25 protein-coding genes and 1 pseudogene are annotated in these 25734 nt (G+C 43.0%); 8 read left to right on the top strand and 18 right to left on the bottom strand.

All coding sequences use genetic code 11. The features are described from left to right. Positions 1–259: 259 nt before the first annotated feature. On the bottom strand, positions 260–805 hold the full coding sequence (locus IGI73_RS04315) for a cysteine hydrolase family protein (protein ID WP_428206504.1): 546 nt from the start codon (positions 803–805) through the stop codon (positions 260–262). 120 nt (positions 806–925) lie between these two features. On the opposite strand from IGI73_RS04315, the gene IGI73_RS04310 reads away from it, so the two are divergent. After that, on the top strand, positions 926–1333 hold the full coding sequence (locus tag IGI73_RS04310) for an Lrp/AsnC family transcriptional regulator (protein WP_428206505.1): 408 nt from the start codon (positions 926–928) through the stop codon (positions 1331–1333). Between the two features lie 315 nt (positions 1334–1648). Here IGI73_RS04310 and IGI73_RS04305 read toward each other — a convergent pair. From IGI73_RS04305 to rlmH, 5 genes and pseudogenes are all read right to left on the bottom strand, one after another. Continuing rightward, positions 1649–1846, bottom strand: a pseudogene (locus IGI73_RS04305) (type II toxin-antitoxin system PemK/MazF family toxin); the annotation flags it as partial. Positions 1847–2041: 195 nt separating this feature from the next. Continuing rightward, on the bottom strand, positions 2042–2140 hold the full coding sequence (locus IGI73_RS04300) for a type I toxin-antitoxin system Fst family toxin (RefSeq protein WP_115233064.1): 99 nt from the start codon (positions 2138–2140) through the stop codon (positions 2042–2044). Between the two features lie 603 nt (positions 2141–2743). Beyond that, a complete protein-coding gene (gene map, locus IGI73_RS04295) occupies positions 2744–3502 on the bottom strand; it encodes a type I methionyl aminopeptidase (protein ID WP_005234612.1) in 759 nt (252 codons plus the stop codon). Positions 3503–3544: 42 nt separating this feature from the next. Beyond that, positions 3545–4282 carry a tRNA pseudouridine(38-40) synthase TruA gene (gene truA / locus IGI73_RS04290; RefSeq protein ID WP_005225435.1) on the bottom strand — a complete coding sequence of 246 codons (738 nt, stop codon included), beginning with the start codon at positions 4280–4282 and terminating at the stop codon, positions 3545–3547. Between the two features lie 66 nt (positions 4283–4348). Then, positions 4349–4828, bottom strand: coding sequence for a 23S rRNA (pseudouridine(1915)-N(3))-methyltransferase RlmH (rlmH, locus tag IGI73_RS04285; protein WP_008379108.1), 480 nt, complete (start codon positions 4826–4828; stop codon positions 4349–4351). 373 nt (positions 4829–5201) lie between these two features. On the opposite strand from rlmH, the gene IGI73_RS04280 reads away from it, so the two are divergent. Further along, entirely contained in the window at positions 5202–6506 is a 1305-nt protein-coding gene (locus IGI73_RS04280; protein WP_010747716.1) for a S1C family serine protease, read from the top strand. A gap of 68 nt (positions 6507–6574) precedes the next feature. Here the strand turns inward: IGI73_RS04280 and ytpR are convergent, their stop codons facing one another. From ytpR to pepA, 4 genes are all read right to left on the bottom strand, one after another. Next, entirely contained in the window at positions 6575–7189 is a 615-nt protein-coding gene (gene ytpR, locus IGI73_RS04275; protein WP_428206506.1) for a YtpR family tRNA-binding protein, read from the bottom strand. 571 nt (positions 7190–7760) lie between these two features. Beyond that, positions 7761–8222 (bottom strand): universal stress protein, encoded by a 462-nt coding sequence (locus IGI73_RS04270; protein ID WP_005225429.1) that lies wholly within the window; start codon positions 8220–8222, stop codon positions 7761–7763. A gap of 12 nt (positions 8223–8234) precedes the next feature. Beyond that, entirely contained in the window at positions 8235–8555 is a 321-nt protein-coding gene (locus IGI73_RS04265) for a thioredoxin family protein (RefSeq protein WP_034857755.1), read from the bottom strand. A 133-nt stretch (positions 8556–8688) separates the two neighbouring features. After that, entirely contained in the window at positions 8689–9765 is a 1077-nt protein-coding gene (gene pepA / locus IGI73_RS04260; protein ID WP_034870266.1) for a glutamyl aminopeptidase, read from the bottom strand. Positions 9766–10057: 292 nt separating this feature from the next. Between pepA and IGI73_RS04255 the strand changes: the two genes are divergently transcribed. Beyond that, a complete protein-coding gene (locus IGI73_RS04255) occupies positions 10058–10402 on the top strand; it encodes a peptidase (protein ID WP_005225425.1) in 345 nt (114 codons plus the stop codon). 60 nt (positions 10403–10462) lie between these two features. Here the strand turns inward: IGI73_RS04255 and IGI73_RS04250 are convergent, their stop codons facing one another. The 3 genes from IGI73_RS04250 to IGI73_RS04240 all read right to left on the bottom strand — a co-directional run bounded on the left by IGI73_RS04250 (position 10463) and on the right by IGI73_RS04240 (position 12409). After that, a complete protein-coding gene (locus IGI73_RS04250; protein ID WP_428206507.1) occupies positions 10463–11497 on the bottom strand; it encodes a YncE family protein in 1035 nt (344 codons plus the stop codon). Positions 11498–11574: 77 nt separating this feature from the next. Continuing rightward, complete coding sequence (locus IGI73_RS04245) at positions 11575–11976, bottom strand: Ohr family peroxiredoxin (protein WP_005225423.1); 402 nt, start codon at positions 11974–11976, stop codon at positions 11575–11577. A gap of 184 nt (positions 11977–12160) precedes the next feature. After that, on the bottom strand, positions 12161–12409 hold the full coding sequence (locus IGI73_RS04240; protein ID WP_005225422.1) for a GlsB/YeaQ/YmgE family stress response membrane protein: 249 nt from the start codon (positions 12407–12409) through the stop codon (positions 12161–12163). 406 nt (positions 12410–12815) lie between these two features. On the opposite strand from IGI73_RS04240, the gene IGI73_RS04235 reads away from it, so the two are divergent. From IGI73_RS04235 to IGI73_RS04225, 3 genes are all read left to right on the top strand, one after another. Continuing rightward, on the top strand, positions 12816–14075 hold the full coding sequence (locus IGI73_RS04235) for an ABC transporter substrate-binding protein (protein ID WP_428206508.1): 1260 nt from the start codon (positions 12816–12818) through the stop codon (positions 14073–14075). A gap of 92 nt (positions 14076–14167) precedes the next feature. Next, positions 14168–15040, top strand: coding sequence for a carbohydrate ABC transporter permease (locus IGI73_RS04230; protein ID WP_016610005.1), 873 nt, complete (start codon positions 14168–14170; stop codon positions 15038–15040). Beyond that, positions 15030–15881, top strand: coding sequence for a carbohydrate ABC transporter permease (locus IGI73_RS04225; RefSeq protein WP_010747711.1), 852 nt, complete (start codon positions 15030–15032; stop codon positions 15879–15881). Before IGI73_RS04230 ends, IGI73_RS04225 begins: the two co-directional genes overlap by 11 nt. A gap of 72 nt (positions 15882–15953) precedes the next feature. Here IGI73_RS04225 and IGI73_RS04220 read toward each other — a convergent pair whose 3' ends face one another. Further along, on the bottom strand, positions 15954–16895 hold the full coding sequence (locus tag IGI73_RS04220; RefSeq protein ID WP_010747710.1) for a magnesium transporter CorA family protein: 942 nt from the start codon (positions 16893–16895) through the stop codon (positions 15954–15956). A gap of 185 nt (positions 16896–17080) precedes the next feature. Between IGI73_RS04220 and IGI73_RS04215 the strand changes: the two genes are divergently transcribed. Together IGI73_RS04215 and IGI73_RS04210 are read left to right on the top strand one after the other, a co-directional pair. Further along, positions 17081–17908, top strand: a complete 828-nt coding sequence (locus IGI73_RS04215; RefSeq protein WP_005225417.1) for a manganese catalase family protein — start codon at positions 17081–17083, stop codon at positions 17906–17908. Positions 17909–18043: 135 nt separating this feature from the next. Further along, positions 18044–18883 carry an aldo/keto reductase gene (locus tag IGI73_RS04210; protein WP_016610001.1) on the top strand — a complete coding sequence of 280 codons (840 nt, stop codon included), beginning with the start codon at positions 18044–18046 and terminating at the stop codon, positions 18881–18883. 350 nt (positions 18884–19233) lie between these two features. Here the strand turns inward: IGI73_RS04210 and IGI73_RS04205 are convergent, their stop codons facing one another. From IGI73_RS04205 to IGI73_RS04190, 4 genes are all read right to left on the bottom strand, one after another. Then, positions 19234–20757, bottom strand: coding sequence for a hypothetical protein (locus tag IGI73_RS04205; RefSeq protein ID WP_428206509.1), 1524 nt, complete (start codon positions 20755–20757; stop codon positions 19234–19236). A gap of 90 nt (positions 20758–20847) precedes the next feature. Further along, positions 20848–22380, bottom strand: a complete 1533-nt coding sequence (locus IGI73_RS04200; RefSeq protein ID WP_428206510.1) for a hypothetical protein — start codon at positions 22378–22380, stop codon at positions 20848–20850. 188 nt (positions 22381–22568) lie between these two features. After that, positions 22569–24086, bottom strand: coding sequence for a hypothetical protein (locus IGI73_RS04195; RefSeq protein ID WP_428206511.1), 1518 nt, complete (start codon positions 24084–24086; stop codon positions 22569–22571). A 67-nt stretch (positions 24087–24153) separates the two neighbouring features. Further along, on the bottom strand, positions 24154–25689 hold the full coding sequence (locus IGI73_RS04190; protein ID WP_428206512.1) for a hypothetical protein: 1536 nt from the start codon (positions 25687–25689) through the stop codon (positions 24154–24156). Positions 25690–25734 lie beyond the last annotated feature (45 nt).

Here is a 25734-nt window from a genome sequence, read left to right as displayed (position 1 = left end):
CATAGTTTCGCCGATTCGCCCAATTTGATGCCCAAAAAACGTTCGAGAGAAATCCTCGAACGTTTTTGGCTTTTGTATGGGTTAGTTCTTATTCATCCTCTGAGGAATCAGCTCAGTATCATTGTTGGGTACGCAACTGGGCATTCATTTTTTTTAGAAACATTGAAGCGGAATGAGATAGGATCGCCAATTTCAAAGAGTGATCAAGAACCACTCAATGCAAATGAACGTTGCCTTTGTTGGTAAATACGCAATTTTTCTACAATCCGTTTAAATAGTCATCGGTTTTCATCACCGTAGAGAAGGTTTCCAACGCCGATAAAAACGCTCGTTGAACAGCTTCCGCAGGAATTTCGTGTGCTTCAAATATTAATGCTTTCGTTGCCGTGGCATCAGAAATCAGTATGGGCTGATAACCGAGTTCTTTACTAGCTCTTGTGGTTGAATCGATGCACATATGCGTCATCATCCCAGTGATGATAACTTGTTGAACACCTAAAGAGTCTAACGTCTCTTTTAAATTTGTTTCAATGAACGAGTTAGGAAAGTGCTTTTCGATAATAATAGAAGAATACGTTGTTTTTAACTGTTCATGCAGCAGTACACCTTTGGTCCCTCGTTCAAAAAAATCAGCTGCTTCTTGATCGTTGATGTGCTGGATATAGACGATCGGGAGTTGCTTTTCGATAAAAGACGCTTCTAGTTTATTTATGTTTGCAAGCGCCTGTTCAGGGGAATGAAGGGCCATTCTTCCTTCTTTAAAATAGTCATTTTGGACATCAATAATTACTAAAGCTTTTTTCATAGAATCACCATTTCTTTTCTTATTTGTTATAATCCAGTATAAATACATATGACCCTACAACAAAGCGTCTCTTGAAAAAGATAAAGTCAATTTACTTTCATTATGAAAGGAGGAACCCTTATGGACATCATCGATGAACAAATCCTAGCTATCCTGAAACACGACAGCAAATTATCGAACAAAGAAATCGGCGAAATGGTCCACCTGACGGGACAAGCCGTGGGCAATCGGATCTTGAAATTGCAAGATGAGGGAATCATTCAGCGATTTAGTATTGTAGTAAACTACCCAAGTACGCAATACATCCGGTTTTTTATGGATTCAAATCGCTATACAGCTTTTGAAGCCTTCGTGAATCAATACAAAGAAATTGAGGTCTTTCATAAAGTTTCGGGTCAAGCTTGTTATCTCTTGGTCAGTCATTTTACAGATGTAACCTTCCCTTTATTTATAGAGAGTCTCTCAAACTGGGGCAGGTATAGTGTAGAAACCTTTGTGGCTGACAAACTCAATCATGGGGATGATTGATGTTAGCCGCTGTGGGCTAGTCCTACATCCATTAGATTCCTTGATATATTCATCAAAGTCTTGATCGTCGAAATTTTCGCAATGATGCCCAGCAGCAGCGTGCCGAATTCAAACATCGCCAAGCATAAAGTATTAAGACTGCTAGTGTAAACACAAAAGCGCCCCCCGTTGCCTTGTTTATAAAAATATCGTTCAGGATCACGGGAATAGAGCTAGTATCTCAAAGATTGTACGGCGTATAATGTTACGAGATAAAGCGTTTATAGAATAAAAGAAAACAGCATGGTCAACATCGATAAGATGAGCATGCTGTTTTTATTTACTTACTTTTTGAAATACTGTTCTAACTTTCATCAATAACTCATCAACCAAGTGCTCATGCGCTTTTTCCAAAAAAACACATGCGCTGGCTTCATAATCAATTGTCGTTAATTGATCCAACAATACTTTTCCTGTTGTCTTCATTCCATAGTCTGGATCAATACTTACATATAACGGATAGTTTCTACTTGTTTATTTAGTTTGCTTTATCTATTCAAGTGGATATCACGGGTAGTTTTTTATTTTTTTCTGTGATATAATAACCTTGCGAAACGATAGAAAATTTATAGCACTACAGCACAAAGGCGCTCCCTAACCGCGACGAAAGGGAGCGCCTTTTTTTATGCTAGTTGCGACTGCTAGCATGTGAGTTGGATAGCAACTTGCTTAGTTGTCGTCTTTGTCTTTCTCATCCAACCAGTGAGAAAATAGTTCGATGACTATACCAACAATAATTGGTGCGACAACCAACGATAGAAAACTCATATACACTACAAACACCCCCCCAGGGGGCAAGTTGCCTTTTTTATTATATCAAATCTTCAGCATCATTTAGACAGTTTTCAAAAATAAAAGTGTAATCTATTAATTGAATAAATTACCTATTTTTTATGTAGTAGCTGGTCTTAAATATCTAACGTCAACTCTGTCCTCACACTATAAAATAGTCTTCTATAGAAAGAATGAAGGGAAAAAATCTCAAACACTTTTAAGCTTCTAGTCCATTGTATGAATGATTTGAAATTCATTGGTTTAATTAGTTTCGCTCTTTATTTTATCGGGCTGATAAATCAGAATTGACTCTTCAATCCTATTTTCATTTTAGGTAGAAAAAAGATCGTTCTTTAGTTTGATTAAATCACTCCAAAACAACTGAGCACACGATATGCTATTTGAATGACTCCATCAAAAATACCGATATGAATAAACAAGCACTTGTTGATTTCTGAGTTCTTTTGTGAGTCTTTATGAAAAAAGCACAGTTCGAAAGGGCGTACCATCAGTTAGGTACGCCCTTTTAAGAGATGTGGAAAGTATACATGTTACGGAAATTACACACAGTTATTTTTCAACGACATTAAGTGATGTTCACGTTTCTTCCTTTTGCAATGTCATGATAACTGGACCTTCTTTGGTGATGGCGATCGAATGTTCATATTGGGCACAATAACTGCCGTCAATGGTGCGTGCTGTCCAGCCGTTCGGGTCCATCTTCATGCGCCAAGTGCCGGTCGTGATCATCGGCTCGATAGTGATTGTCATGCCTTCTTTCAACCGAATTCCTTTGCCAGGTAACCCGAAATGAGGAAAGAATGGTTCTTCATGAATGGTTGGGCCAATGCCGTGAGCAATAAAGTCCCGCACGACACCATACCCTTTTTCTTCAGCGAAGCTTTGGATCGCATAACCAATATCGCCAACTCGGTTGCCAACCTGTGCTTGCTCGATGCCTCTCATCAAGGCTTCTTTCGTGACTTCCATCAGTGCTTGATGTTCTGGTGAAATCTCTCCTACCGCATACGTCCAACAGCTGTCAGAGATTGCCCCTTTGTAATCGACACAAAAATCGACTTTGACGACATCGCCTGATTTTAAAACATATTCTGAAGGGAAACCATGACAAATCTCTTCATTGACACTGATACACGTCGCAAATTCATAGCCTTCAAACCCGATTTGCGCGGCTGTTGCCCCTGCAGCTTCTATCTGTTGATGGACAAAGGCGTTGATTTGGTTCGTGGTGATACCGGGAACGATTTTTTCCCGTAGCTGCTCGTGAATACTTGCCAAGATACGACCAGAAGTTTTCATTTGTTCGATCTCTCGTGGGGATTTTAATGTGATCAATAGATGATCTCCTTTCCTTAAATAGCCATTACCATGTTTCTTTTAATAATACACCTCATCTAGAAATAAGCCATGAGAAGGCACTGTTTCACCAGCTGCTTGTCGTACTTTATCGGCTAACACTTGATCGATCACTTCTGGTGGCAGTGTGCCATCGCCAATGGCAATCAGTGTGCCTGTCAAGATTCGGACCATTTTATGCAAAAAGCCGTTGCCTTTGAAGGTAAACCGCAATAGGTCGCCTTCTGGTGTGATGGTGATTTCATCGATCGTGCGCACCGTTGATTTTTTTGATTTTTTCAATGCAGAAAAGCCGATAAAATCATGGGTGCCGATCAACTTCTCAGCCGCTTGCTGCATTTTTTCCAAATCAAGGGGCTGCGGGCAATGAAAACTAGTATTGCGAGCAAAGACTGATGGGATCGCGTTGTTCCAAACATAATAGCTGTATTGCTTGCCTTTGGCGTGATAGCGTGCATGGAAGCGCTCAGGCACCTCTTCAATCTTGTTGACGACGATGTCTTGCGGCAAATAGCGGTTAAAGAACTGCTGCATCTCTGGCAAACTCATTTGATGGGTCGTCTTGAAATTCGCCACTTGTCCTCGAGCATGCGTGCCCGCATCGGTTCTGCCAGAACCGACGATCTCAATTTCTTCTCCCGTCAATAATTTGATGACCCCTTCAACTTTTTCTTGGATCGTTTTTTCAGAATCTCCTAGTCGTTGCCACCCTAAGTAGCGCTTGCCGTCATATTCAATCGTTAATTTGATATTTCGCATGGTTGTTGCTCCTTTTTACCGATACTATCGGTGGATAGTTTTTTTCTATTCTATTGCTTGAGGTATTTACTTATGATACGGCGCCCCCGTATTGATTCGATACGCGCGATAGATTTGCTCCAATAAGATCAGTTTCATGAGTTGGTGCGGATAGGTCATTTTGCCAAAAGAGATCTTGGCATCACTGCGGGTCATGACTTCTTGACTCAATCCTAGGGAGCCGCCGATGACGAAGGTCAGTTGGCTTTTTCCTTGGATGCCGAGTTGATCGATTTGTTTGGCGAAGGCTTCGCTGGTGGGATTGGTGCCTTCGATCGCTAAGGCAAAGACATATTCGGTGTCTTTGATTTTGGCTAAAATGCGCTGCCCTTCTTTTTCTTTGATTTGCAGCATTTGGGCTTCACTCAAGGTTTCTGGTGCTTTTTCATCTGGTACTTCGACAAACTCAAGCTTTGCGTATGCCCCCAATCGTTTGGCGTACTCGTTGATTCCTTGAACGAGGTACTTTTCTTTTAGTTTTCCTACTGTGACGATTTTGATTTTCATAGGTTCCTCCTCGTTATCCCCTTATTTTATGAAAATGTGGACAGTGCTATCCACAACCTTTTACACACTTTGACTTTCTTTGAAATTCTCCTATCCCATCTATAAAACCGCGACACTTCAAGGGTTTCTTCATCCACCCAATCAAAGATTTCAAGTTTGTCCATACACTGTGGATAAACAGACCTTCGCTTCTCCCCAGTTTTGCCTGCTATTTTTATTCAAAAATGAACGGGTTTTGCGAAGAAAATTTCATCGTTTGAAACAGATTCTTACGCAACTTCTTCATATTTTTTTCAAAATCTCTTAGTAGACTAATCTCAGATAGAAGGAATATACTGATTATAACGAATTATTCATTAAGGGGGAAATAGTAATGGCAAGAAAATATGTCACACCAGGCAAGAAAACTTCTCCTGGTTTATTAAAACGATTAGGTATTGGGATTTTAGGCGGTATGGTCGGCGGTTTATTGACCTTCGGCGGTCTGTATCTGGCAATGGGTTCCTCTTTGACTTCAACACCAGAAACCACGACCAACAGCGGGGTCCAAGATTCTAACGGACAAACCCAAGTATCCAATGTAAAACTTGATGTGACTAGCGATGTCACTGAGGCAGTTGAAAAAGTACAAGATTCTGTCGTTTCCATCATTAATCTACAACAAAGTCAAAGCAACGACTGGAACAGCCTCTTTGGTCAGCAAGGTGGACAAAGTGAAGGCGATAGCCAAAGCGACGACGACAGTGCTTTAGAAGCTTCTTCTGAAGGTAGTGGGGTCATCTACAAAATCGATGGCGACGATGCCTATGTCGTAACCAACAACCACGTCGTAGAAGGTCAAGACGGTTTGGAAGTTGTCTTAGCTGACGGTACGAAAGTCAAAGCTGAATTGGTCGGTACTGACGCTTACACAGACTTAGCTGTATTGAAAATCTCTTCAGAGCATGTGACGACTGCCGCAACATTTGGTGATTCAAGTGCCTTGAAAGTCGGCGAACCAGCCATCGCGATCGGTTCACCTCTCGGCTCTGACTACGCAAACTCTGTGACACAAGGGATCGTTTCTTCCTTGAATCGTCAAGTAACAAGCCAAAACGAATCTGGTGGTACGATCAGCATCAATGCGATCCAAACGGATGCTGCGATCAACCCAGGGAACTCAGGTGGTCCACTGATCAACGTTGATGGCCAAGTGATTGGGATCAACTCAAGTAAAATCGCCAGCACCTCTGGCTCTGCTTCAGGTGTTAGTGTCGAAGGGATGGGCTTTGCAATCCCAAGTAACGATGTCGTTGAAATCATCAATCAACTAGAAGCAGACGGCAAAGTGGTTCGCCCTGCACTAGGTATCCAAACGATCGATTTAGGTTCCATCACATCACAACAACAAGAACAAATCTTGAAAGTTCCTTCATCCGTAACTTCAGGCGTTGTGATCTACTCAGTCAACAATGCAACACCAGCAGAACAAGCAGGATTGCAACAATATGACGTTATCACGAAGATCGATGACACAGAAGTCAGCACAACAACGGATCTGCAATCTGCGTTGTACAAACACAAAGTCGGTGACACGATCACTGTAACCTTCTATCGTGGCGATGAAGAAAAAACGGCAGAAGTAAAACTTTCCGTTGATACGTCGATCAACGAACAATCAACAGACAGCAGCAACTAATCACCAAAACCAATCGAAACAATCAAAAAATGAACTGCCGCAAAAACAGGAAGCGGCAGTTCATTTTTTTAGGCTTTACCGACTGGAAAAGCTTCACCTACAACGGCATCTTGAGGCAGCTCAAGGATGCCTTTTTTCATTGGTGCACCTTCTAAATGTAGTTCTTTAGCAGAGCAGATCATTCCGAAGCTTTCTACGCCACGAAGCGTCCCCGGCCAAATCATCAAGCCATCTGGCATCATTGCCCCAGGTTTTGCGACAACGACTTTCAAGCCTTTACGGATATTGGCAGCACCACAGACGATTTGCAAGACTTCCCCATCTCCAACTTCTGTTTCCGTGATAGACAGATGGTCGCTGTCTGGATGTTCCACACAAGACTTCACATAGCCAACGACGATTTTTGGTTCTGTATCTGCTGGCAGTTCTTCGCTGAATCCTGCTTCTTTGATCATGGTGTTCAATTGTAGGATTTGTTCTTTCGTCAACGTCACTTGGCCACGGCCTTCGATCGTCATCACTTCTGAGATCGCAAAAAAGTTCCAGCCGACGATCGTGCCTTCTTCATTTTTGATTTGGGCAACGTTGCCTTTGCGTTCGACGGTTTGTTCTAATCCTTTATCATCTGCTATGATGGCAAGCAGTGTATCACTGACATATTCTTTGTTATAAGCAAAAATCACGTTTTTTCCTCCTTAGGTACTTACACATTCCGCCCATAATCTTAACAAATTTTTCGGCATCCGTCATGGAATTTCTTTGTTTTCCTTGAAATTCTACTTATTTTCAAAGACAAAAAACGCCTGAGAACCAACTTCTGCTGGCTTAGGTTGAAAATTGACGAAGGAGCAGAACCCGCGGCTTCTCAAGAACTTGCTGGTAGAACTACTTTCTACGAAAGAAGACAACAATAAGTTTTCCAAAAAACGGATACAGGAAAAAACTAAGAACCAGCTGCGGCTTATTAGCTAAGACGCTGCTTTGCTAACGAGCCGGTAAACGCTAGTTCTAAAAAACTTCTGTTTGGCACTATTACCTACGAAACAAGACAACAGCGACAGATATCTTCCCTCAAAACGAGCACAAAAAAACCTAAGAACCAGCTGCAGCTCATCAGCGAAAGCCAATGCTTTGCTAACAAGTGAAACATCGCTGGTTCTCAGGAACTTTCTTTTAACCCTTGTCTTCTTTTGCTGCCATCTTCTCTAAGAAAAAGAACTCGGCAACGACAAGCTTATTTTTCAAAAAATGACCTTACGCTTTGGTTTCTTCAGGTGATACGATCAGCACGTCGCACCGGGCTTCACGGATAACGAAGCTGGCAACACTCCCCATCATGAAGCGTTCCACTGCGTTCAGCCCAGATTGCCCCACCATGATCAAATCGATGTCGTATTGATCTGGTAATTGAGTGGCAAGGGCGTCTTTGATGGAGCCGTAAGCGACGATGCCTTCAACTAGATCAAAATCCACTGATTTTGCATAAGCTTTGCAGTCGTCGATCAGATTTTTCGCCGTATCTTTTTCTTGTTCCAAGATCGAACTATCCAAAGGTGCATAGCCCATCATGGTCGGCACTTGCTGGTCGATGATCGTTGCGGCATAGACCTTCCCTTGGTTTCGACGAGCGACTTCCACTGCTTTTTTGAAGGCAGACATCGCTTGATCTGAACCGTCGATCCCTACTAAAATGTTTTGATATCTTTGTGCTTCCATCTTTTTCCCCTCCTATGCTGATTGTACGCTGGTTAAAAAGGCTTCGATCTCTTCTTTGGTTTTGCGATCCTTGTTGACTAACCGTCCCAGCTCCTTGCCGTCTTCGATAACGACGAGGCTAGGAATACCAAAAATGTTCCATTCAACCGCTACATCCATGTATTCATCACGGTCGACTTCGATAAATTGAAGCTCTGGAAAGTCCGCTTCGATCTCAGGCAATTGCGGTTTGATGTATCGACAATCGCCACACCAATCGGCGGTGAAAAAGAAGACATTTTTGCCTTTCTCCACATATGTTGCTAACTCTGCTAAATCTTTTGGAATAATCAAATGCTCACCACTTTCTTTTCTTTCAGTATACACCTTTCTTTCAGGGACTACCAACTGACATGCTGATCTTGCAAAGCACTGCAGAAAAAAAGAGACAACGGGTTGCTGTCTCTTTGCTTTCGTTCGTTCTCGCTTATTGTCCTGCCAAAATCGTATCAACGGTTGAACGATCCAAACCTTTCAAGACTTGAATCACCATTTCCCGTGCCGCTTCATAATCAGCGATACTGAATAGGGTTTGGTGGGTATGGATGTATCGTCCAGGAACACCGATAACTGAACTTGGGATTCCTTCATTTGCCATGTGTGCCGCACCAGCATCGGTACCGCCTTTTGAAACAAAGTATTGGTACGGAATGTTGTTGGTTTCTGCTGTATCCAACAAGAATTCTTTCATCCGTGGCAACATGATCATGCCTGGATCATAGATTCGCATCAAAGTCCCTGCCCCTAGATGACCAAAGGTGCCATTTTTGGTGACTGTGTCATCTGCTGGCGAGCAATCGACCGCAAAGAACAAGTCTGGTTTGAATTTCGTCACAGACGGACGAGAACCCCGTAAGCCGACTTCTTCTTGAACGTTGGCACCAGCAATCAGCGTATGGCCTAACGTTTCCTCTTTCAAGGCTTCAAGTGCTTCTAATACGACTGCACAGCCGTAACGGTTGTCCCAAGCCTTCGAGATGATGTTTTTCCCATTGGCAGTTTTGATGGTTTCCACTTGTGGGACGATCGTATCGCCAGGACGTACACCAAAGCTTTCTGCTTCTTCTTTTGATTCAAACCCAGCATCAAACAAAATATCTGTGACTTCGACATTTTTTTGACCGCTGCTTCCTCGCAACAAATGTGGCGGTACTGAAGAAGAAACACATGGATAATCGCCTTTCGCGGTTTTCAATGTAAAGCGTTGGGCAGAAACCACATAAGGGTTCCATCCGCCTAAAGGAGTGACTTTGAATAAGCCACGATCGGTGATCGTCGTCAATAAGAAACCAACTTCATCCATGTGAGCAGCTACCATCACTCGTGGTGCATCTGCTTCTTGGTGGTGACGCAAACCGAAGATGCCGCCTAAGCCGTCTTGTTGGATCTCGTCCACCAAGGGGGTCATCGCTTCACGCATATACGCCCGCACGTCGTGTTCAAACCCACTGGTTCCTTGTAACTCCGTTAGTTCTTTGATGCGTTGAAATGTTTTTTCTTCCATGATCATTCGAGAAACACGTATCGGTTGTTTGCTGCCCTAAAGAAACAAAGCTGCTTTTTTTGAAAAAGCAACGCTTGCTGTTGCTGTGTTTTCCAGCAATTTTTGGGTGAAACAACGGATGTGCTCTCTTCCTCCTTATTCCTACTGATATTCTTTATTATAGCGCAAATTTCTATTGTTGGTTATTTTTCTTATAGAATATTTCTAAACTATGGTAAACTATTGTTAAGAGAACCTGTGCTTTCACCGAGATCAAAACATTCGGGAAAACTTACTTTAGGAGGGACATTAGATGGAGAATGAGCATCCATTGCATTATTTTAAAAATGGACTGACCATCGGTTTAGGTCTTGGCTTTGCAGGAGGGATTTTTTCAACGATCTGGTTGAAGAAAAGGCAAGCCATGAATGCCGATGATGTCTTAGACAATATAAAAGCAGCATTTATCAAAGAAGGACCGATCGAAGGTTCTTGGATCAATTTCGAAAAACAACCTTTGCGCAAATTTGCGATCACTTCCCAAGGATATACTGGCGGCATCACCCGCACCGAAGACGGGCAGCTTGTCACCTATGAATTTTTGGCAGATGCTCATACAGGCACCGTCTTAGATATCCAACGAGCAATCGTGGACTAATCACTGCACTTACGACCAGCTTCTTAAGAGGCTGGTCTTTTTTCTTTTTAAGCAGTGCTTTTACTGGAGCAAGGTCGCAAGATCCAATACTACGACTTCATCGATGCTGCCGCCTTTTTGCCGATACGCCCATGCCCCACTTTCAAACAAGCAGTACAGCTGTCCTTTTTCTACCACGATCTGTTCAAGGTAATGGGGAAACTTGATGCGCCGCAACGCATGTTTGCGGGTCAGCACCGTTGCATCCTTTGAAAAGACCCATAACTCCGCCGACCCTGGTCCAAAAGAACGTGCCAGCAACATGTATTCAGTGGTAAAGGCGATACTTTGGACTTTCGTGGTGGTGACCCTTCTCTTACTAGGCTTGATGCGATGAGGCGCTTTGCGACCGCTGGCTGAAAGAACAGGCAGCGGATAATTCGCCACCACGCCTCCTTGTTTCAAGGCAAAAGTCCCCGAGACAAGTTCCTCGCCATCGGCTGCCAAATAGGAGCTGTGAGTGATGCCTGCCAATTCGATGACTTGCTGATAAGCGATAGGCTGATTGGTTGCCAAGGAATCATCTTCCAGCAGTGCTTGTAGAGAAACACACGCCACGCGCCCCATTCCTTTCCCTGTAATGGTTAGCCACAGCATTTGCGTTGCTCGATCAAAGACTAGCCCACCGACATGAGGGCGTTTTGGCAGAACCACCGTTTTCAGATGCCGCCCGCTCGTTCTTTCTATTATATAAAGCTGTGAGTGATGTTCCTGCTGCGAACAATACGCTGAGATGAACAAATAGTCCTCTGAAACGGCCAACCCTTGTGGGGTCATTGCTTGACATTGATCTGCATGCTTGTGCAGCCTCGTTTCTGCTTTCGCCGTTGTCGTCGTTGCCACTGCGGCAGTGGCTTCTTTTAAACCAGGAACCAAAAGAACTGCTTCCCTTTTCGCCCCGGCTGCCAGCCACGCTTGCCGCACGCTGGGATAACGCTTCAGTTGAGCTGCCATTGCTTGGTTGTGGCGCGCCTGTCGGTGCTTTTTTAGCCAGTACACCACAAAAAGGCCAACCACAAACACGCCCAAAAGCAGCAAGCTCTCTGTTTGTCTCATTGATTGGCCTCCTTGATGAATTCCCTCTTGTCGGCTGATTTCCCAACCGCTTATTGTTTGTCTATTCGCAATAATGCTTAGACTACTTGAACTTCGACATCAATGTTGCCGCGAGTGGCCCGAGAATACGGACAAAAATCGTGGGCTTCTTCTGCGATTTTTTCTGCCTCGGCTTTTTCAACGCCTGGTAACGATACTTCTAAAATCACGCCGATTTGGTAACTACCGTCCTCATGCTGATACAAAGACACTCTTGCTTTAACTTCGGATTCGGATTCGATGTTATGCTCTTTCAGCATATGCTGTACGGCACCGTTGAAGCATGAAGCATAGCCTGCGGCAAATAATTGCTCTGGATTGGTCCCTTCACTATGAAGACCTGGCTTGTCGATTTTCAGGTGAAAACTACCGTTTGGTGCTTCGACCTCTCCGACACGTCCGCCTCGATTGATCATCGCTGTTTCATATTGCTTTTTCATTGAACCTCTTCCTTTCTTTTTTTGACCTACTTCAAGTGTAACGACAATTTTCTAATCTGACAAAGGGATTGCTTATGCATCCTTTTAAAAAACAAAAAAGGCAAACCCAGAAGCTCTGGATTTGCCTGTCTATTCAAGGTAGTTCCTACCCGAAATAAATGAATGAAAACAATTGCTGAATGGACTAGCCGTTTGAACGTCCTAAGAAGAATGAAACAACAGCAACTACAATAACCGCACCAATAATTGATGGGACGATTGCCATTCCAGCAAGTGATGGACCCCAAGAACCTAAGATCGCTTGTCCAATAGCTGAACCTACTAAACCTGCAACGATGTTGGCGATCCAACCCATTGATCCACCTTTATTTGTGATAGCTCCGGCGATCAAACCGATAATAGCTCCTACGATTAATACCCATAACCAATGCATATTTTTCTCCTTCTTTCTTTTAAGTAGTTATTACACATATTATGTTACGCTTAATCCCCGTTTTAGACAAAAGATTTGCACTCAATTTGCAAAAATAATTTTCAAACCTTGTTATATTAACGTTTATCAGTACTTCTTAATTATCGTTGTAAGAGCTTTAATTCGTTTTTTTTAGTATTGGTGCATTTTTTGAAATCGTTTTATTTTGTATTTTGCATCTTATCCGCTAAACTGAGGGAGAACCACTCTTATTTTGTCAGATAATTGGCACTTTTCACTCCTCGATCAGTCCTAGAACTGCTATCTTTTCAGTACATCAGCTATTTTTCATTGGGGGACGTTTCGATCGTTTTCGATTGGAAACGTTTTTTTGAACAAAAATCATTCAATAAAGGAGAGGAACAAAATGAACAAAAAAATAGGATATTCAATTTTGTCTTTGGCGGCAGTGATGTTAGGGGTCGCTGGCTGCGGCAGTGGTGACAGTGCCAGCGAGAACAAGCAGATTCGTATGTTCGTTTCTGGAGATACCAGTGAAGGCGGCGCTTATTCGAAAATGGCGGAAAAATACAAGGAAGAAACTGGTGTGACTGTCGAAGTCACCGACGTGCCTTATGCGGACTTGCTAACAAAGATCACCAAAGCTGTTCAAGCGGATGATGCGCCAGAAGTCGTGCGGGTTTCTACCGTTCAACCTGACTGGAATGACTATCTGATGGATCTATCGGACATCGCCAGTGAGGCAAACACATTGGAATCGATGACGATCAAAGATGAAGCAGATGTCGTCAAAGCACTTCCTTCTGATGTCACTGCCACTGGGTTGTTTATCAATACGGATTTGTTTGACGAAGCTGGTGTGACCTACCCCACTTCGGAAGAGGACATTTGGACTTGGGATGAATTTTTAACTGCGATCAATGAAGTCGTTGAAAAAACCGATGCCAAATACGGCATGGTCATGGACGCGTCGGATCACCGTTTACGGGCTTTCACCTATCAATACGGGGGACAAGATTTCTTTTTAGATGACAGCGGTGATTCTTACACGACCGATGATGCTACGAAAACGGCTTTGCAAAAATTTGTTGATTTGAACAATGACGAAGTGATGCCAAAATCGGTTTGGACCTCTGGAGAAGATGCTTCTGCTATGTTCAAGAGCGGCCGTGTTCCAGCTTACTTTTCTGGCAGCTGGCAGATCGTTGATTTTTCTACCAACATCAGCAACTTTAACTGGCAATCCACCTATTCTCCTTATGAAGAGACCCGCGCGGTCAATATGGGCGGCAACTTCATCACTGGCTTCAACAATAGTAAAAACAGTGAAGAAGGCGAAAAATTCATCAAATGGTTGTACGAAGAAGAAAATTACAAACAGCTTTGTACCTATGCTGGCTACTTACCTGCGGTGGAAGATTTGACGGTCGACTATGAACAAGGCCAGGATGCTTATGAAATCTACAACCAAGAGATCGCAGCCGCTGCTCAACCAATCAGCAGCAAGCAAACCACCGATCAAGTGACGATGAGTATGAAAGGCTACACTGGATTGACAGGGGCTTACCGTGATGCCATCGTGCAAGTATTAAATGATGAAATTACATTAGATGAGGCAATCGACAAGACGATCAAGGATTACAATGATGGGTTTTTGAAGAAATAAACAGACGTTCAACCACAAAGAACCCATAGTCTGACTTTTTGCAGACTGCGGGTTCTTTGTTGCTGATACGATCGTCGGAGGAGGAATTTTCTGTGAGCACTTTACAAAAAAACAAATGGCCGTTGCTATTCACTGGTGCAAGCATCATTTTGTTCATTATCTTCTTTTTGATTCCAGCACTCTTAGGACTTTATTACTCGTTGACGGACTATAAAGGCTTTGCGACAGCCAATTTTATCGGCTTGGCGAATTATCAAGAATTGTTTCAAGACGCCAGCTTCTATAAAGCACTATTTCGTACATTTCGTTATGTGATCATTCTGGTCCCAAGTATCTATGTCGTTTCTCTCGCCGTCGCTTTGATGTTGAATAGTCAGCTGGCGAAAGGCAAATTTTTCGCAAAGATCATTTTTTTCTTACCATGGACCATCTCTGGGATCATCGCTGGGGTTATCTGGAAATGGCTGTTTGGTGAAAACTTTGGCTTTATCAACTTTATTCTAGAACAAGCGGGACAACCAACTGTCCCGTGGTTTACCGACTCGAATGCTGCCTTTTCTGTCATTATTTTGGCTGCCATCTGGGGCGGGACTGCCTTTAACATGCTGCAATTTACTGCAGCTTTGAAAAATATCCCCCGCTCGTTGTATGAAGCTGCCGAGATCGACGGCGCCAGCTTTGGGCATAAATTACGCTACATCACCTTGCCTATGCTGCGGCCGACTTCCTTTATGGTCATCTTATTGGCTTCGATCGGCGCTATGAAAGAGTTCGCCCTCGTGCAATCGCTGACCAATGGTGGTCCAGGAACCGACAACATGTTGATCGTGCAATATATCTATACGACTGGGTTTGACAAAATGCGGGTCGGCTATGCCAGTGCTGCCTCCATGGTACTTTTCGTGATTCTTTTACTGTTAGGCTTAGCACAAATGAAGATTGGAGGCGGCAAGAATGACATCTAAGACCATCAAAACCAAACGACCTGTCACAAGAAAGTCAGCGATGTTTTTTTTAACGCTGGCACTGATCATCACTTCCCTGCTGTACCTTTTCCCACTACTTTGGTTCTTATTAAGTGCCTTTAAACCAGGGACTGAACTATTTGCTTATCCCTTGAAAATCATTCCTGAAAATCCAACCATTCAAAACTTTATTGATGCTTGGACAACATTGGATTTCTTTCGTTACTTCAATAATACGTTAATTTCAGCGGTGGTCACCACTTTATTGACGATCCTAGTCAGCGCCGCTTGTGGCTATGCCTTTGCAAAATATGATGCGAAATGGCTGCGTTTTTTCTTCATCTGTATCATCGCCACCACCATGCTGCCGACGGAAGTTATCATGAACCCAACGTTTTCTGTCATTCGTTCACTAGGCTTATATGATAACTTATTGGGGATCATCATCCCTTCCATCAATACAGCAACCGGTATCTTTATGTTCCGAACCTTTTTCGTCTCCGTTCCTGACGATCTGATTGAATCAGCCCGCATCGATGGCGCTTCGGATGGGATGATCTTTTTGAAAATCATGCTGCCGATTGCCCGACCAATCATTATGACACTGGGGATCTTTTCCTTTCAGTGGCGGTGGAATGATTATATCTGGCCCTTGATCGTCTTGAATGATCCGAAAAAATACACCTTGCAAGTGGCGATCCGCAGCTTGGTGGGCGCGGAAAATATCAATTGGACGATTTTGATCGCTGCCTCGGTAATTTCCATTTTGCCTTTGCTGCTGGTCTTCCTCGCCTTTCAGCGCTGGATTCTCGATAGCAATTTAGACAGCGGACTAAAATAAAAAAAGTGCCGACTGCTTCGTCACACCTTTCTCCTTTTATGGATGAATGGTGCAACAGAGCAGCGGCACTTTTTATTTTGAAAAGTCTTTTCGTGACAAGTAGACGGCAGTTAAAATGCCGACTAAAATAGCCAAGCCAAAGACGACAATCGTACCGATCGCATTGTCTTTTCCTGGCAGTCCTCCGGTGTTGATCCCCCATAGCCCCGCGATCAAGGACGGCACAGCCACCACTAATGCCGCAGAATCCAAGTATTTCATCAGATGGTTTAGATTGTTGTCCATCATATCGGAGAACAAGCCACCGATGGTTTCTAACAAGTCGCGATAGATAGTGACCATTTTCATGGCAAATTTTTGCCGCAGCTTGATGTCATAAACAAGGGCTTCATTATCCAAACGATCCAAAAATTCTTTGCGATCCATCAAACGATCGACGGTATGGTTTTGGTCCCGCAAGGTGTGATCAAGATAGACCATGTCTCGCTCGGTATCGGCTAAGTTAAACAATTCCTTGTTTTCTGTCGTTTTACGGGCTGCTTGATCCAAATCATCGATTTGCTTCTTCATCTCCTGCAGACCTTTGATGTAATGGGTGTAGATCATCAACGTCGAATAGGCAACGATATCTTCATACCGCTGGATATCTTGCTCATGCTTTTCGATCAATCGTTTGATCAGATTGGATTGATGAGAGACATACGTGATCAATAGATCTTTGGTGTAGATAAAAGTCACAGGCTCAAGACGGTCTTCGATTCGATCCTCAGTCACTTCCGACAAATCGATCAAGGTATAGAGAATCGGATGATTTAACTTGGTGTTGCGCAAGTATTCCAACCGTGACACTTCTTCCGGTTCATTGGCGCCAATAAAAATATCTTCAGGCAGTTGATACTTATCTAACAAGTGTCGTTGTTCCTCTGGATCTGTGCCAGAAACCACTAGCCAATTGTAATCCTCCTCCGAAGATTTACTTATTTTTCGGTCTTCCATTTTGTAATACTGAAACATGGTGACTCGCTCCTTTTCTAATTCTCTCTTAATCTAACTATCTAACGCTTCAGGCTTTTTGTCAAAATAAATGGCTTTTCTTTTCGATGCTTTTTTCATTTTGGCAAAGTGCGTTTTATTAGACGAACCTTTCAATTCATGAGAAACTTTTTATGGGCCCAATAAAAAATTTTAGGAGGAATCGTATGTTTCGTCATCAGAAAGAATTACAGTTTGAAGCTAAACCAGAAAAACCAAATCCGTTAGTTGCGAAATACCTTCAAGAATTAATCGGTGGACAATATGGAGAGATGAGTGTTGCCATGCAGTACTTATTCCAAGGATGGAGTTGCCGTGGGGAAGAAAAATACAAAGACATGTTGATGGATATCGCTACTGAAGAGCTTGGACACGTTGAAATGTTAGCAACGATGGTTGCACGTCTACTGGAAGGTGCACCTGTGGAAGATCAAGAAGCGGCTATGAAAAAAGACCCAACGATCGGTGCGATCATTTCTGGCATGAATCCGCAACATGCCATCGTTGCCGGCTTAGGACCACGTCCTGCTGACAGCGTCGGCAATCCATGGTCAGGTGCGTATATCATTGCTAGTGGCAACTTACTTGCTGATTTCCGTGCCAACTTAAATGCGGAATCACAAGGTCGTCTGCAAGTAGCACGCATCTATGAAATGATCGATGACCGTGGGGTCAAAGACTTACTTTCGGTCTTATTAGCGCGTGATAGCTACCACCAAAATCTTTGGGCAGCTGCCGTGAAAGAATTGGAAGAAAACGAAGGCTCGATTTTAGTGCCGACTACCTTTGACCGCAAAAACGAACGCTTAGATATCGCTTATGATTTCTATAACTTCTCAGAAGGCGACCAAAGTAAAGAAGGCTCTTGGGCGAAAGGCAAAGCCCTTGATGGTGAAGGCGAATACCAATGGCTAGACGAACCAAAAGTCGAAGGAAAAGCGCCAAAACTCGATCAAGTCACACCAAAAATGTATGGCACACCGCCTGAAAAATAATTTGATCAAAAAGAGCAATTGTTTCTGAAACAGAAACCGTTGCTCTTTTTTCTTTGTCTGTTTGAGCAAGTTGGTTACGTTCCTGTCAAAAAAGCGTTAGAGTAGAATGTAGAGAAGAAAAGGAGGAATCATTTTATGAAAGCACCTTTACTGACATTAAACGACGGCAATTTACGCCCCGCAGTGGGCATCGGTACCTATCAGATCCGTGGTGGCGAAGGATTGAGCCAGCTGCAAGCAGCGATCGCCGACGGGTATCGCTTGATCGATTCTTCAACCAATTATGACAATGAAGGCATTGTCGGCAAAGCGATCCGTCGCTCTGGTATCCCACGTTCAGAATTTTATATCACCTCAAAATTACCAGGAAAATACCATGGCTATGATGATGCCTTAACCAGCATTCAAGAATCCCTTGCTCGCATGGGGCTCGACTACTTCGATGCCTTTTTGATCCACTGGCCATTACCAAAACGCGGCAAATATGTCGAAGCTTGGCAAGCCTTAGTGACCGCCCAAAAATTAGGCTTGATCCGTTCCATCGGCGTTTCCAATTTTGAACCAGAACATTTGGATGCCATCATTGAAGCAACTGGTGTGACCCCTGCACTAAATCAAATTGAGATCCATCCTTACTGGGTCCAAGAACGAATGGTCGCAGAAAACAAAAAGCGCGGCATCGTAACGGAAGCCTGGAGCCCATTAGGTCGTGGCAGCGATGCCCTGAAAGAACCACTGATCACTGAATTAGCTGAGAAATACCAAAAATCAGCTGGTCAAATCATCTTGCGCTGGCATGTGGATCGTGGCATTTTGCCCCTTCCAAAATCAAGAAACCTCGCCCATCAACGAGAAAATCTTGCGATCTTCGACTTTGAACTGACTGAAGATGAAATCAATCAAATCAATCAGTTAAACAAAGCAGACGGCCGCATCGATGGTCAAGACCCAAATGAGTATGAAGAATTTGAATAAACAATTTCAACTGAAAAAAACACCATAGCTATCTCTTGGTAGACAAAACCTCTCAAAAATCAGCGACCAGCTGCTTTTGAGAGGTTTTTTATGTAACCAAGGCTCCAGTGGTTAGCTTTGCCTGGATCAAAGTCGTACGATAAAATATTCTTTTTGGCAGAAATTCCCTTGCTAGCAGTTCGATTTTCTTAAAGGTGACAAGCCTCAGCTAGGCGTTCATCACAGCTTTTAATCGAATGTCGGTTTCTCGAAAGAAGGTTGTGCTTCACTGTTTCGACACTTAAAGACAACAGCGTTTCCCCCGTTCTCCTTCAGCTTGAAAGGAATTTCCACACGCCCATCAGTGAACATTATCCCCAAAATTCGTGTTTCTTGCGAGGAGGTCTTTTTCGGTAAATGAAGATGGCGAAACTCAGAATGCCACAAAATAGACCGGCACCTCCTAGTAGTTTCACGATAGTCGGCAGCCCTCTCAAGCCCATTTTGTATATGGATGATACTGTGCCATTCCTATTGATGGTCGCCCAGATAGGATAGTTCCGTTCTTCAAAGGTGCTCATAACACGCCATCGTCGTTTGTATTCGGCTGTGGTAGTATAGCCATAATTATTTTGCCTTCCTCTGATTATTACATACCCTTTTGAAAAGACTTCGGGATAATCCGTCAGTAGTTGCTGCCCTTTCTTCACTAAATTTCTTGGTGTATTTTCTCCTACACCTATTTCCACATAAGGATAGGAAGGGCGATTTTCTTCTAAACGAACGCCGTCAATCGCTATAACAGCTTCATCAATTTTTTCTTTTATCAGTGCCTTGCTAAGATAAGTTTCAGGAAACGACTCTGGATTTAAAAAAGCGGATTCCTCATGAAATTTGAACATTATCACATTGTCCTGATATCTTCGGAAAAACAAACCAGGTACCCAGCCGATTTTTAGCATCTCTGGTTTGAATTCTACAGAACGATTGACAGGTTCCTCTGTCCTCGGTAATCGTTCTGCCGCTGCTAAAGTCATTTCTTCAATTTCTCCGTCGGTAACAATATCCTCAGTAAATGTTTTTAAATCACGAATAAATCTTTTAAGCTCTCTATAAGGAGTTTGTTTTAACTGAATCGTTACTCGGGCATTCTTGTCTGGACCAGCAATCAATACCATGTCGTAATATGCAAGTTCATCAAGCAAATCATCTAAAAATTTTTTGGCATTCACTTCATTTTCTTGCACGAACTTCTCATTATACAATTGGAAATGAAGCCGATTATTTATATAGGTCACTTCTTCCCCATAATAATCTTCCGTCGCTACATCAGCGATAGTCGGCAACGGCAGCTCGGGATTTTCCGATAACCAAAATGACTGCTCTATGGGATAATAAGTCCTTCTGTTACTGCTATCGACGGCGACTAATTCAAATCGGCTCTCCTGTTCATCGGTAGAAAGAAAGAGACGAGCTTCACCGAATGTTCGCTCTGTAACTTCAGGTTCTCCCGCTTTTTTTTTATACAAGTGCTGATCGTATTCGCCGTTCACATTGACATAGACTTCTTCTAACGTTTGCCCTTCGCTTGGTGTGACCGCATAAATCAATTCTAAAAAAGGAACCATCAATTCTGAATTCGGAAGTTCCGTGACGATTTCCAACAATGGTTCAGTGAGCGGCTCTGTGGGTTCCGGGGTATTCCTTTCGCTGTTGAGGATGGCGGCTAAGGTGCCTTGGGACTGGTCGGTTGGTCCTTCGGCTGCTAATACTTGCCAACTGGTCATATGATAGATGGCAAGAGCAAAGAAAAACAGGCTGAATATTTTATGATTCCCAAAGAAGTTTTCATAAATTTTCTCGTCGATAGATGCCGCGCAGTCAGCGGATTTCATTTGCTTCACTCCTTTCACTTATGAAGGTCTAAACACTTTAAATGATCTGTTTAATAACATTCATTGCCATCTGAGAATGACCTATGAGGATCAGTTTCTACCTGATTGCCTATTCCTCTTCCGTTTTTCTGCCCTTTGGCAAGCAAAAAGTTCAAATATAAACACAATAAAGCCGATAGAACCAAATCCTATCACTAACGCCATGCTGACAGTCACGCCGTGCCAACCCATACTCGTTAACGACGAAACTGTGCCATTCGGGTTGATGATTGCCCAGATAGGATAGTTCCGTTCTTCAAAGGTGCTCATAACACGCCATCGTCGTTTGTATTCGGCTGTGGTAGTATAGCCATAAATAATTTGCCTTCCTCTGATTATTACATACCCTTTTGAAAAGACTTCGGGATAATTCGTCAGTAGTTGCTGCCCTTTCTTCACTAAATTCCTTGGTGTATTTCCTCCTACAGCTATTTGCACATAAGGATAAGAAAGTCGATTTTCTTCTAAACGAATGCCATCAATCGCTGCAACAGCTTCGTCGATTTTTTCATTTATCAGTTTCTTACTGAGATAAGTTTCAGGAAACGACTCGGGATTTAAAAAAATGGTTTCTTCATGTAACTTAAAACCTACCACGTTGTCCTGATACCTTCGGAAAAACAAGCCCGGTACCCAGCCGATTTTTAACATATGCCGTTTAAACTCAACCGAGCGATCGACGGGTGCTGCTGTTTTGGGTAACTGGTCCACCTCAGCTAAAGTCATCTCTTCAATTTCTCCATCGGTAACAATACCAGAAGTAAATGTTTCTAAATCACGAAAGAATCTATTAAGCTCTCTATAAGGAGTTTGCTTTAACTGAATCGTTACTCTCTCATTCTTGTCTGGTCCAGCAATCAACGCCATGTCATAGTAAGAAAGTTCATCCAACAGCTGATCTAAACTCGTTTCGCCGTTTTGCTCGTTTATTCCTGTAAGTATCTCGTCATTATATTGGAGATGGAGACGATTATGTACAAAAGCTATCTTTCCTTCATAACGATCAAGTATTGATATGTCGGCAATAGTCGGCAACGGCGGTTCGGGATTTTCCGATAACCAAAATGACTGCTCTATGGGATAATAAGTCCTTTTGTTACTGCTATCGACAGCGACTAATTCAAATCGGCTCTCCTGTTCATCGGCAGAAAGAAAGAGACGAGCTTCACCGAATGTTCGCTCCATGACCTTCGGCTCCCCTATCGCTCTCTGATACAAATGCCGATCATATTCACCGTTCACATTGACATAGACTTCTTTCAGCATTTCCCCTTCACTTGGTGTCACTGCATAAATCAATTCAAAAAAGGGAATCATTAATTCTGAATCGGGTAGCTCTGTGACGATTTCCAGCAATGGTTCAGTGAGCGGCTCTGTGGGCTCGGGGCTATTCCTTTCGCTGTTGAGGATGTCGGCTAAGATGCCTTGGGACTGGTCGGTTGGTACTTCGTCTGCTGGTGCTTGTATGCTTGTAAAGTGATAAGTGGCAAGAGTAAAGAAGAGCAGGTAGCAGATTTTCAAGTGGCGAAAGAGTTCCCTAAAGACTCTCTCGACGATTGATTCCGCATAATCAATGAATTGCATCTATTTAACTCCCTTCTTTTATTGATTTGAGATACGCACCACATCGTATGCTGTATCAGATTCTAATTTGTTACACATTTGGAACCAAAAGGTTTACACAAAAACATTCTCTACCTTATAGAAATAAATCATTGCCTTTGAAGCCTGCCTTCGTAATGAAAGGAGATTCATTTGTTCTTCAATGAATTTCAACCCCAAAACTCATGTTTCTTGCGAGGAGGTCTTTTTCGGTAAATGAAGATGCCGAAACTCAGAATGCCACAAAATAGACCGGCGCCTCCTAGTAGTTTCACGATAGTCGGCAACCCTCTCAAGCCCATTTTGTATATGGATGATACTGTGCCATTCCTATTGATGGTCGCCCAGATAGGATAGTTCCGTTCTTCAAAGGTGCTCATAACACGCCATCGTCGTAGATAGACATCTGGCACACTATGAAGTTTTTGACTTTCTCTGATTATTACATACCCTTTTGAAAAGACTTCGGGATAATCAGTTAGTAGTTGTTGCCCTTTTTTCACTAAATTCCTTGGTGTATTTTCTCCTACACCTACTTCCACATAAGGATAGGAAGGTCGATTTTCTTCTAAACGAACGCCGCCAATCGTTGCAACAGCTTCATCGATTTTTTCTTTTAGCAGCGCCTTACTGAGATAAGTTTCAGGAAATGACTCTGGATTTAAAAATGTGGTTTCTTCATGCAGCTTGAAACCTACCACGTTGTCCTGATATCTTCGGAAAAACAAACCTGGTACCCAGCCGATTTTTAGCATCTCTGGTGTGAATTCTACAGAACGATTGACAGGTTCCTCTGTTTTTGGGAGACGTTCAGCCGCTGCTAAATCGATTTCCTCTCTCCTCCCATTGGCAATCACATCACGCGTGAAAAGATTCAAATCAGAAATAAGTCTACCCAGTTCCTTGTACGAGGTTTGCTTCAACTGGACCACTACTCGATCATTTCTATCAGGCCCAGCAATCAGCTCCATATCGTAGTAGGAAAATTCATCAAGAACAAGGTCAAGCATCGTTTCGAACCCTCCCTCATTTTCTCGCGTAAAACTCTCACCGTTCAATTGGAGATGGAGCCGATTATTAATAAAGGTCACTTCTTCCCCATAATAATCTTCCGTCGTTACATCAGCGATAGTCGGTAACGGCGGTTTAGGATTTTCGGACAACCAAAATGACTGCTCAATAAAATAGCTACTGACAGCACCACCACTATCGACGGCGACCAATTCAAAGTAACTTTCCTTTTGGTCGCTAGAGAGAAAGAGTCGTGCCTCACCGAATGTTCGCTCCGTCACCTTGGGTTCCCCTATCGCTCTTTGATACAGATGCCGATCGTATTCGCCGTTCACATTGACATAGACTTCTTTCAGCATTTCCCCCTCGCTTGGTGTTACCGCATAAATCAATTCAAAGAAGGGAATCATTAGTTCTGAATCGGGTAGCTCTGTGACGATTTCCAGCAATGGTTCAGTGAGTGGCTCTGTGGGTTCTGGGGTATTCCTTTCGCTGTTGAGGATGTCAGCTAAGACGCCTTGGGACTGGTCGGTTGGTCCTTCGGCTGCTGATACTTGCCAACTGGTCATATGATAGATGGCAAGAGCAAAGAAACACAAACAAAAGATTTTATGGTTGCGAAAGAGGTTTTTAATGCCTTTTTCGTCGGTTGAATTTATTTGCGCAGCGACTTGCATTCACTTTGCTCCTTTCTTCTTTGGAGGTAACAGAATTCTATTAGAATTTAAGAATGGCCAACGAGAATCAGTTTTCACCTGATTGCCTATTCCTCTTCCGTTTTTCTGCCCTTTGGCAAGCAAAAAGTTCAAATATAAACACAATAAAGCCGATAGAACCAAATCCTATCACTATTGCCATGCTAACAGTCACACCATCCCAGCCCATACTCGTTAATGAAGAAACTGTACCATTCGGGTTGATGATCCCCAAAACAGAGTAGATTCGTTCTTCAAAGATACTTAAAACACGCCATCGTCGTAAATAGACAGTTGACACATCATGAAGTTTCTGACTTTCTCTGATTACTATATATGCTTCTGAAAAGACTTCTGGATAATCTGTAACTAGTTGTTGTCCTTTTTTTACTAAATTCCTTGGCGTATTTCCTGCAACGCCTACTTTCACATAAGGATAAGAAAGTCGATTCTCTTCTAAACGAATGCCGTCAATCGCTGCAACAGCTTCATCAATTTTTTCTTCTATCAGTGCTTTACTGAGATAAGTTTCAGGAAACGACTCCGGATTTAAGAAAGCGAATTCATGGTGGTATTTAAACACTATCACATTGTCCTGATACCTTCGGAAAAACAAGCCTGGTACCCAGCCGATTTTTAGCATCTCTGGTTTGAATTCTACAGAACGATTGACAGGTTCCCCTGTTTTTGGGAGATGTTCAGCCGTTGCTAAATCGATCGCCCCTCTCTTCCCACTGGCAATCACACCACCTGTGGAAAGTCTCAAATCAAAAATAAGTCTGCCCAGTTCATCGTTCGAAGTTTGCTTCAACTGAACCACTATTCGATCATTTCTGTCTGGTCCAGCAATCAGTTCCATATCGTAGTAGGAAAATTCATCAAGAACAAGGTCAAGCATCGTTTCGAATCCTCCCTCATTTTCTTGGGTAAACCTCTCACCGTGCAATTGGAGATGAAGTCGATTACTAATAAAGGTGACTTCTTCCCAATAATAATTTTCTGTCGTTACATCAGCGATAGTCAGCGATGGTGGTTCGGGGTTTTCTGACAACCAAAATGACTGTTGGAGGTGATAACTGCCGACAGCACCACTACTATCGACGGCGACCAATTCAAATCGGCTTTCCTGTTGATCAGCAGAAAGAAAAAGCCTCGCCTCACCAAATGTTCGCTCCATGACCTTGGTTTCTCCTATCGCTCTTTGATACAAATGCCGATCATATTCACCGTTCACATTGACATAGACTTCTTTCAGCGTTTGCCCCGCACTTGGTGTCACTGCATAAATCAATTCAAAAAAGGGAATCATTAATTCTGAATCGGGAAGTTCCGTGACGATTTCCAGCAATGGTTCAGTGAGCGGCTCAGTGGGTTCTTTAGTATTCCTTTCGCTGTTAAGGATGGCGGCTAAGGTGCCTTCTATCTGAATTGAATCAGTATCTGAAACTTCGGCTGCTTTTACAGGTAAAACTAAAAAGTGACAGATGGTGAAATAGATAAATAAAATACAAAGAATGATACATAAGGGTTCTGCTCTATCAGCCTCTTTCTTATTCATTGCGGTTATGCGTTTATCTGATTGCATTCAATTCACTCCTTACATCTAAGGTTTTCGAAGTTTATGAAAAAT

This window comes from Enterococcus sp. DIV0755f, assembly GCF_051713725.1.
GTDB lineage: Bacteria > Bacillota > Bacilli > Lactobacillales > Enterococcaceae > Enterococcus_D > Enterococcus_D casseliflavus.
The sequence above is the reverse complement of the archived record's forward strand: the minus strand, read 5'-3'. Positions and strand labels throughout refer to the sequence as shown.